The following is a 9,008-nucleotide window of genomic DNA, read 5'->3' on the forward strand; positions in this document are numbered from 1 at the left end:
AGTGTAGGACATCGGTCAACAAAGAAAGCGTTCCGCCCTATGTTTTCCTGTTCCAATGGGTGGAGGCTGGCCGCCCCGGCTCGCCCACCTGTCCGACCTGCTCTCAGGTTTCCCGTCCCAGAGCCTTGTTCTGTCCCACCGACTCCACCGTGACCTGCGCGGCAAAGGCGTCCAATTCGGCGCGGGAGGGGAGGTGTGCGCCCAGTCGCGTAATTGCTCCCAGACTGAAGGACGTGGCCCGCCGCGCGGCGTCCGCGAGAGACAGCCCCTCGGCGCGGGCGGCAATCAGGCCCGACACCATCGCGTCCCCAGCGCCCACCGTGCTGACGACCTCCACGCGCGGCGGGCGGGCACGCACCACCTCGTCCGCCGTGACGAGCAGCGCCCCGTCCTCCCCCTGCGACACGGCGACGAGTTCAGCGCCACGTTCCAGCAATTCGCGCGCCGCCGCCAGCACGTCGTCCTCACCCGCCAGGGGACGGCCCAGCGCCGCCTCCAATTCGTGAATGTTCGGCTTGAGGAGGTTGGGGAGCACGTCCGCCGCCAGCGCCAGTTGCAGGGCCGCGCCGCTCGTGTCCAGCGCGACGTATCTTCCCGCCGCCCGCAGCCGGGCCGTCAGCCGGGCGTAAAAGTCCTTCCCCACGCCCGGCGGCACGCTCCCCGCGAGCACGAAGGCGTCGTGGTCGGCGGTCAGCGCGTCCAACCGGGCCTCCAGCTCGTTCAGCAGTTCCGGTGTCGCCGTCAGTCCGGGCAGGTTGATGTCGGTCGTCTCCTGCGCCGCCCCGTCCACCACCTTCACGCCGACGCGGGTGGGGCCGGGCACGCGCAGAAAAGCGTCCCGCACGCCCTTCTCCCGGAACAGCGCCTCGAAGCGCTCGGCGTTCTCGTCACCGAGGAGGCCCGTCGCCGTCACCCCCAGTCCCCAGTCCGCCAGGAAGGAGGCGACGTTCACGCCCTTGCCGCCCGCGTCGAACTGGAGCGACTGGCCGAGGTTCACCTCCCCCCGCCGCCAGCCGTCCGCACGCACGGTGAGGTCGAGGGCGGGATTGAGCGTCAGGGTGACGATCCGGGGCGTGGGCGAGGTCACGCGGTCGCTCCCTCCGGCGCGGGTGGGCGCACGAGGGCACGCACGGCCTCCGCGTTGGGCTGGGCGAGGGCTTCCTGCGCGAGCGACTGCAACTCCGCCTTCGTGCGCTGGCGTAGGGCCGCCTTCACGGTGGCGATCTGCGGGGTGCTGACCGACAGTTCCTTCACGCCGAGGCCCGTGAGCATCAGCGCGCCCACCTCGTCGCCCGCCGCACCGCCGCACACGCCGACCCATTTGCCGTGACGCTCGGCGGCCTGCACGGTCAGTCCGATCAGTTGGAGGACGGCGGGGTGCATCGCGTCCGTCTGCCGGGCGAGCTGCGGGTGGAGGCGGTCCATCGCCAGCGTGTACTGGGTGAGGTCGTTCGTGCCCACGCTGAAGAAGTCCACCTCCTGCGCGAGTGCGTCGGCGATGAGGGCGGCGGACGGCACCTCGATCATCACGCCGAGGGGCACGTTGGGGGCGTTCAGTTCCCCCCGCACCTGATCGAAGATGGCGCGGGCGCGGCGGAAGTCCTCCAGCGTCGAGATCATCGGGAACATCAGGTGGACGTTGGGATGATCCTTCGCCACCCGCACCACCGCCCGCAGTTGCGGCAGGAAGAGGTCGGGGCGGTCGAAACACAGCCGGATGCCGCGCAGCCCCAGGAAGGAGTTGTCCTCGTGCGCGAGGCCGAGGTACGGCACCTCCTTATCCCCGCCGATGTCGAGCGTGCGGATGATGAGCGTACGGTCGCCCATCGCCTGCGCCATCGCCCGGTATTCCTGCTCCTGCTCGTCCTCGCTCGGCACCGAGTCGCGCTCCAGGAAGAGGAACTCGGTCCGCATCAGCCCCACGCCCTCGGCCCCGGCGTCGAGGGCGGCCTCGGCGTCGGCGGCGCGGTTGATGTTCGCGGCGACCTCCACCCGCGCCCCGTCGCGCGTGGCCCCCGGCTGGTGGCGGGCGGCGCGGGCGAGTTCGCGCTCGCGGGCGAGGACGCCTTGACGTTCACGGGCGGCCTGCACGTCGGCCTCTGACGGGTTGAGGTACAGCCGCCCCGACCCACCGTCCAGAATGGCGGGCGTGCCGTCGGGCACCTCCAGCACCCCGTTTCCGGCGGCGACCACGGCGGGCAGCCCCAGCCCCCGCGCGATGATCGCCGTGTGGCTCGTCGGCCCACCCTGCGCGGTCACGAAGCCCAGCAGCGTGTCCGGCCCCAGCCGCGCCGTGTCGCTCGGCGTGAGGTCCGGCGCGAGGAGGATCACCGGGCCGCTCGCCGCCACGTCCGCCTCCCGAATTCCGAGGAGGTGCCGCAGCACCCGCCGCTGCACGTCGCTGAGGTCCACGGCGCGGGCGGCGAGGGTGGGGTCGTCGAGCTTCTGGAGGGCGGCGATGCGCTCGTTCGTGACTTCGCGGTACGCCCACGCGACCCCGTGCCCGTCGAGGATGCGGCCCACGGTGTCCTGCATGGTGCCCTCGTCCCCCAGGAGTTCCTGATGGGCGCGGAAGATGGCCGCCTTGTCCGCCCCGAAGCGTGCGCCCACATCCGCGATCACCGTGTCAAGTTCGGCGCGGGCGGCGGTGAGGGCGCTGTCGAAGCGGTCGCTCTCCGTCAGCGGGTCGCCGGGTTCGTCGCGCACGTCGAGCGGCCTCTGGACGTGCTGCCGCGTCACGCCGACCACGAGGCCGTCGGCGGCGGCCACCCCGTCCACCGTTGTTCCCGCCCCGGTGGGTGCCCACTCCGGCTCGCGGCGGGCGGGGGCCGCGCTCGCGGGGACGGCGCTCAGATCGTCGCCCAGCCCCGAGCGGATGGCGTCCACGACGGCCTTCAGCGTCGCCTCGCTGTCCGCCCCCACCGTGACGTTCGTGCCCCGCGTCAGGCCGAGGCTCAGGACCTCCATCAGCCGGGTGGCGTCGGCGCTCTCGCCCGTCTCACGGCTCAGCCGCACCCGTTCCCCCCGCGACCGCACGAGGTTGGCGAGCATCGTTGCGGGCCGGGCGTGCATTCCGAGGGGATTGGGCAGCGTGATCTGCGCCGTGTAGGGGAGACCGGAGGGGGCCGGGGAGGTGGGGGCGGACGTGACGGGTGCGCTCGTGGCCTGCGCCGAGGTTGCCCGCTCGCCCGTCAGCGCCTCCTGCACGTCGCCGGGGTCGGCTGTGGTGGAGAGCTTTTCCACCAGCGCGTCGTCCGACAGCACCCGCGTCAGCCGCCGCAGGATGTTGAGGTGTTCGTCGCTCGCGGCGGCGATGCCCACGACCAGCCGCACCGTCTCCCCGCCCGCGCCCCACGGCACGCCGCCCGGCACCTGCACCACGGCGATGCCCGTCTTGCGGATGAGGTGCCGCGTCTCGGGCGTCCCATGCGGGATGGCGATGCCGCTGCCGAGGTAGGTGTTCGCCTGCCCCTCGCGGGCGCGCATCCCGTCCACGTACGCCGCGTCCACGTTGCCCGCCGCCGTGAGGAGCGAGGCGACCTGCGCGATGGCCTCGTCCTTGCTCGCCGCCCGCGCCCCCAGCCGAATGAGTTCCTGCGGAAGCTCCATCATGCCCCTCCCCGTGTGGGCCGCCCAGACCCTGAGCACAGACCCCTGCCAGCCGTGAATGACCTTGAGTGCCCTGGGCCGGAAGCGGGAAAACCGCAAGCGGACCTCCCATGCTCCTGACCAGGGCCAGACAGACCTTGAACCGCGTTTCACTGTACGCCTCTGTGGGCGGCGTGGCTGAGCCGTGGCCCAGGCTTTCCTAGCGTCTTCTTAAGGCGGGGAAATTGGGAAGCGGTCAGCGGTCAGCTCTCAGCCGTCAGCAAGGAAGTGCTCAGACAACGCCCTAAGCAACTGGTCCTCCTCTTGTCCGCCCCCGCTACACTCGGGCGCGATGACCGACCTGCCCGCGTCCGACCTCCCCGCGCTGCCGACCGAGACGGCCCCCGCGCCCCGCAGCCGCGCCCGGATGCTGGAACTGGTGTTCCCAAAGGACACCAACTACCACGGCACGGCCTTCGGGGGCTTCGTGCTGTCGCTGATGGACAAGGCCGCGTCGGTGGCGGCGGTGCGGCATGCGGGCGGCGCGGTCGTCACGGCCCGCATGGACGGGGTGGACTTCCACGTGCCCATCCGTGTGGGCGACGCCGTGGCCCTCGACGCCCGCGTGGTGCGGGTGGGCCGCTCCTCCATGACGATCCGGGTGGACGTGTACCGCGAACACATGGCCTCGGGCGAGCAGCAACTCGCCACCACGGGCTTTTTCGTCTTCGTCGCGCTGGGTGAAGATGGCAAGCCCCGGCCTGTGCCGCCGTTGCGTGAGGAGGCGGAGGCGAGTCAGGAGCCGGACCCGGAGGCGAGGCCGTAGGGGGAGCTTTCAGCCCTCAGCGGTCAGCCGTCAGCCCTGAGCCGCCAGCTTCCAGCGGCCAGCACGATGGGCTTTCTGTCCTATGCGCTGAACGCCTCCGCTACACGCACCACTATCACGGCGACGCTGAAGACCACGAGCGCGAGGTAGAGCCGTCCGCCCGCGTGGCCCGGCAAGCGTCTCGTCCCCTGCCACCGACGGAAGGCCCACACGCCCAGCGCCCCGTAGATCAGGGTATTCAGGCCCGCGTACAGGATGGGCATATCACGGGTCGCGGCGAGGAGGACCGAGAGCACCAGCCCCGCCGCGACCATCGCCCCGAGGGCCAGCCAGGGGGTGCCCCCGGCCCTCAAGCCCCGATCCCAAGTGCCCGCTGAGCTTGCGCGAGGTGGTGGCGCAGGTGCCAGTCGTGCTTGGCGACGAGCCGCCACAGGTCCTGCCGCCCCTCCTGCGGGTGGGTGACGTGCCGGGCGAGGCGGACAGGGTCCAGACCGCGTAAAAGGGCCACCCAGCGCGCGTTCGTGGCGTCCATCAGGGCGAGCGCCGCTTCCACCGGCAGGGCCGCGCCGGGCAGGCTCAGCCAGGCGTCCTGATCGAAGGGCTGAATCACGTACTCCTCGGTTGTCAGGCCGTAGCGCAGGCGGTTCAGCCCGTGGGCGTGCGCGTCCGCCGCGTGGTGCGCGAGCTGACGCACCGTCCACGCGCCGGGCCGATATGTGCGGGCGAGGGCGGAGTCGTCCAGCCCGCCGAGCAGGTCGCGCCACTCCCGCGCCGCCCCCTCCATCCGCGCCGCGACCACCGCCAGAGCCGCCGCGTCCCGCGTAGGCAGGTCCTGAATCGGGCCGATGGGGAAGCGCATGGCGTCCGGTGTCGTGGGGGTGGAGGTCATGCGGGCAGTATGACCTGGGGAGCGGTCAATCTCCCGCTGACGGCTGATGGCTGACCGCTGACCGCTGATGGCTGACGGCTCCCCGAAAGCTTTAAGCTCTCCCCCATGCTGACTTTCGCGGAGGCCGCCCGCTTCCCCGACGCGCTGGTGGGGGCCGAGACTCGCCGCCTCGCCACGCACGCCGCCCGACTACCCGCCGCGATGGTGGTGCCGCCCGCCTTCGAGGAGGGCTTCTACCGGGCCGCCAATCTGCCCGAGCAACTTCGCAATCTGCTCGCGCCCATCCAGCCCACCCGCATCGACGAGGACCTGCTCGAACCCCTCGCCGAACGCGCTGGGACACTTATCCGCACGAGCTACCTCGCGGACGACGCGGTGCAACTTTTCTACCGGGCGCTGAGGAACGCGGGCCTCACGCTGGGCGACCTCCACGCCCGACGGCCCGGCTCGCGCGAGGTGGAGACGGCGCACGTCACGCCTCCCGGCACGGCGGCCCTCCACGCCCTCAAGCGGCTGTGGGCGCAGGACTGGACCTTCGACGCGCTCCTGACTCGCCTGGACGATACGGGCAGCGTGGGGCTGGAGGCGCGGGCCACGCTGCTCTTTGCCGGACCACCGGGGCTGCCGGACGCGGGACAGGCGGCGGAATTGGGCGTCCCGGTCGCCCTGGCTAACTCTCTCGGGCTGGTCGGGCTGCCTTGAGCGGGATGGTGCAGGGACGGCGAGCGTTCTGTTCTAATTCTGGCAACTGGACCCTGGCGACTGGCGACCCTTTCGTGGCTAGCCTTCCCACCCCATGAGCCTGAAAGCCCCCGCCCACCCCCTCCTCTTCGCGGCGCTGGGCACGCTCGTCTTTCTCAACGTGTACGCGCCCCAGAGCCTCCTGCCCCTGCTGTCGCGGGAGTTCGGGGCGGGTGCAGCGGAGGTCGGCCTCGTGGTGGGCGCGACGACGCTGGCGATGGCGCTCGCCTCTCCCGTCGCTGGCGTGCTGGCCGACGCCTGGGGACGACGAAGAACGGTGGTGGCCGCCTTTGCGCTGCTCGCCGTGCCCGCCGTCCTCGCCACGCTCGCGCCGACCCTACCGCTCCTCAACGCCGCCCGCTTCGCTCAGGGCCTCCTCATCCCCGGCGTGATGGTCGCCTTGAACGCCTACATCGCCGAGGAGGTCGCGCCCGCCCGCCGTGCCCGCGCCCTGACCGCCTACGTGACGGGCACGGTGCTGGGCGGCTTCCTGGGCCGTTTCCTGGCCGGGCTGGTCGCCGCGCCGGGAGGGTGGCAGGCGGCGTTCTGGCTCCTCGCCGCCGCGTCGCTGGCGGGGTTGGTCCTCGCTTTCGTGGGGCTGCCGCGTGAGACGGCCTTCACCCCGCGCCGGGACCCGCGTGCCGTCCTCGCCGGGTTGGCTGCCCATCTGAGGAATCCGGCGCTCCTCGCCACCTGTGCAGTCGGTTTCCTGCTGCTGTTTACACTCGTCGGCACCTTCAACACCCTTACGCTGCGGCTGGCGGAGACACCGTACAACCTGGGCACGGCGGGGACCGGGGCCGTGTTCGCCGTCTACCTCCTCGGGGTGGTCGTCACGCCTGTGGCCGGGCCGTTTCTCGCCGCGCGTGGTCCTCACATAGGCCTACTCGCCGCCGTCGTCCTCAGCGTGGCAGGCCTGCTCGTCACCCTCGCCTCGCCGCTGTCGATTGTCGTGGCGGGGGTGGCGGCGGGGGCGTGCGGCGTGTTCCTCGGCCAGTCCGCCGCGCTCGCCGCCGTGCAGCGCCATGTGACGGGGGCGCGCAGCCTCGCCACAGGCCTCTACCACCTCGCCTACTACGGGGGAGGTGCCGCCGCGAGCGTGGCCGCCGGGCACACCTTCGAGGCCGGGGGCTGGCCCGCCGTCGTGCCCCTCGTCGCCGGGAGCATGGCCCTCGCCGCCGTCGTCGGTGCAGTGGGCTGGAGGCGGGCGGGAAGTGGAACCACCGCCGCCTGACGGGTGTTAGCCTCCCCCCATGACCCCCCACGCCATGACAGCACAGCAACTCACCGCGCCGGGTGCCTACCCCGGCCTCAGCCTCACCCTGCACGACGGCGGCATCCTCGAAATCGTCCTCCGCAACGACAGGACGCTGAACTCGGTGGACGCCGACGCCCACCGCGCGCTGACCTACGTCTGGCGCGACATCGACGCGGCCCAGGGCGTGCGCTGTGTCCTCATCCGGGGCGAGGGGCGCGGCTTTTCCTCCGGCGGGGACTTCGAGCTGATCGAGGAGATGGCGAGTGACTTCACGGCGCTGGCCCGCGTGTGGCGGGAGGCGCGCGACCTCGTGTACAACGTCGTCAACTGCGGCAAGCCCATCGTGAGCGCCATTCACGGCCCCTGCGTGGGCGCTGGACTGGCGGTCGCCCTGCTCGCGGACGTGAGCGTGGCGGCGAGGACGGCGCGGCTGCTCGACGGTCACGTGAGATTAGGTGTGGCCGCTGGGGACCACGCCGCGATCATCTGGCCCCTGCTGTGCGGCTTAAACAAGGCCAAGTACCACCTCCTGACCGGCGAACCCGTGAGCGGCGAGGAGGCAGAGCGCATCGGCCTGATCAGCCTGTGCGTTCCCGACGAGGAGTTGCTGGAGCGCGCATGGAAAGTCGCCCGGACGCTGGCGAGCGGCAGCCCCACCGCCGTCCGCTGGACGAAGTACGCCCTGAACAACTGGCTGCGGCAGATGGGACCGACCTTCGACGCCAGCCTCGCCCTCGAATTCCTCGGCTTCACGGGTCCCGACGTGCGCGAGGGGCTGGCGAGCCTGCGCGAGAAGCGGGAGCCGAGGTTTCAGGAGGACGCGCCGATTTGAAGCAACTCAGCTCTTGAACTTGAATCCTGCACCGGAGGCAGTTTTTAAAACTCTGTGGGCTGCTATGTGTAGTTCCTTAGGCGCTCCACCTGCTGGTCCTCCCTGAGCTATAAAATCTGCAATAACAGAGGCCGACTCGCTTTGCTCCGTCCTAAGCTCTAACCATGCCATTAGGGCATCCCAGCTATTTTTCGACTTTCTGTTAGTTCCCGCTACACGTCCACGTTGTTTTATTCCACCAATCTTGCCGACTGCTTTGCGTGTCTGATCGCGACGTACTCTTTGACGCTCGAAAAGATTGAGGTTAACGCTGAAACATACGAACTGTAGGTCGGAGAAAAGCTCTTCCAAAGCGTCGGCTATGTGGTCTGCTACCCTCGGTGCTGTGGGTCTGACTACGTTGGAGGCCAGTCCGTGTTGGCTCAATGTCGCTACCACACGATGTTCGAGATACTTGGCCCCTAGTTTGTCCAGCAAAGTGCCATCGTCATGTACGGTGATGGCAGCATGAAAATCTGCTTTATCAGGGTCTCGGAAGTGCTGTGTCAAGCGGGTAGACAGCTTTTCTGTTTCGCCTACGTATACTCGTGAAATTTCAAAGGGGTCGTCTATAAGAACATATAACCCTGCTCGGGCAAACTCGGTGGCATAGCGGCCAAACGAGCTACGCTCTACGAGACAGACTTGAAGACTCCGGTTGGGCAGCCGCATCCGCTTCAAGCCGGGGGAAATCTGAACGGTCACGTGAGATGAGCGGGTCACTGAACATAGGATAACCTCGTGGTCAGCCTCCCGGTTGTTGAAATCAAGCGTGGTCTGCCTGTGCCGAGTCTGTCTCCCCTCTAGCAACGCCCCCCACCCCCACCCCCCACCC

At 69.9% G+C, this 9,008-nt stretch carries 9 protein-coding genes; 4 read left to right on the plus strand and 5 right to left on the minus strand.

The window, feature by feature from the left end:
• Positions 1–103: 103 nt before the first annotated feature.
• Together pfkB and ptsP are read right to left on the minus strand one after the other, a co-directional pair.
• Positions 104–1,087, minus strand: a complete 984-nt coding sequence (pfkB, locus tag V3W47_RS18095) for a 1-phosphofructokinase (RefSeq protein WP_331826635.1) — start codon at positions 1,085–1,087, stop codon at positions 104–106.
• Positions 1,084–3,612 carry a phosphoenolpyruvate--protein phosphotransferase gene (ptsP, locus tag V3W47_RS18100; protein ID WP_331826636.1) on the minus strand — a complete coding sequence of 843 codons (2,529 nt, stop codon included), beginning with the start codon at positions 3,610–3,612 and terminating at the stop codon, positions 1,084–1,086. Before ptsP ends, pfkB begins: the two co-directional genes overlap by 4 nt.
• 328 nt (positions 3,613–3,940) lie before the next feature.
• Here ptsP and V3W47_RS18105 point away from each other — a divergent pair, with 328 nt between their 5' ends.
• On the plus strand, positions 3,941–4,414 hold the full coding sequence (locus V3W47_RS18105; protein WP_331826637.1) for an acyl-CoA thioesterase: 474 nt from the start codon (positions 3,941–3,943) through the stop codon (positions 4,412–4,414).
• Positions 4,415–4,494: 80 nt separating this feature from the next.
• Here V3W47_RS18105 and V3W47_RS18110 read toward each other — a convergent pair whose 3' ends face one another.
• A complete protein-coding gene (locus V3W47_RS18110; RefSeq protein WP_331826638.1) occupies positions 4,495–4,767 on the minus strand; it encodes a hypothetical protein in 273 nt (90 codons plus the stop codon).
• A complete protein-coding gene (locus V3W47_RS18115) occupies positions 4,764–5,303 on the minus strand; it encodes a DinB family protein (protein WP_331826639.1) in 540 nt (179 codons plus the stop codon). The genes V3W47_RS18110 and V3W47_RS18115 overlap by 4 nt, the downstream gene beginning before the upstream one ends.
• Positions 5,304–5,408: 105 nt before the next feature.
• On the opposite strand from V3W47_RS18115, the gene V3W47_RS18120 reads away from it, so the two are divergent.
• The 3 genes from V3W47_RS18120 (at position 5,409) to V3W47_RS18130 (ending at position 8,134) form a co-directional block, all read left to right on the plus strand.
• A complete protein-coding gene (locus V3W47_RS18120; protein WP_331826640.1) occupies positions 5,409–6,005 on the plus strand; it encodes a hypothetical protein in 597 nt (198 codons plus the stop codon).
• 94 nt (positions 6,006–6,099) lie between these two features.
• Positions 6,100–7,278 (plus strand): MFS transporter, encoded by a 1,179-nt coding sequence (locus tag V3W47_RS18125; protein WP_331826641.1) that lies wholly within the window; start codon positions 6,100–6,102, stop codon positions 7,276–7,278.
• 34 nt (positions 7,279–7,312) lie between these two features.
• Positions 7,313–8,134, plus strand: coding sequence for an enoyl-CoA hydratase/isomerase family protein (locus V3W47_RS18130; RefSeq protein WP_331826643.1), 822 nt, complete (start codon positions 7,313–7,315; stop codon positions 8,132–8,134).
• A gap of 6 nt (positions 8,135–8,140) precedes the next feature.
• Here the strand turns inward: V3W47_RS18130 and V3W47_RS18135 are convergent, their stop codons facing one another.
• Entirely contained in the window at positions 8,141–8,896 is a 756-nt protein-coding gene (locus V3W47_RS18135) for a GIY-YIG nuclease family protein (RefSeq protein ID WP_331826642.1), read from the minus strand.
• Positions 8,897–9,008 lie beyond the last annotated feature (112 nt).

Source organism: Deinococcus sp. YIM 134068 (assembly GCF_036543075.1).
In the GTDB taxonomy this organism is placed as follows: domain Bacteria; phylum Deinococcota; class Deinococci; order Deinococcales; family Deinococcaceae; genus Deinococcus; species Deinococcus lichenicola.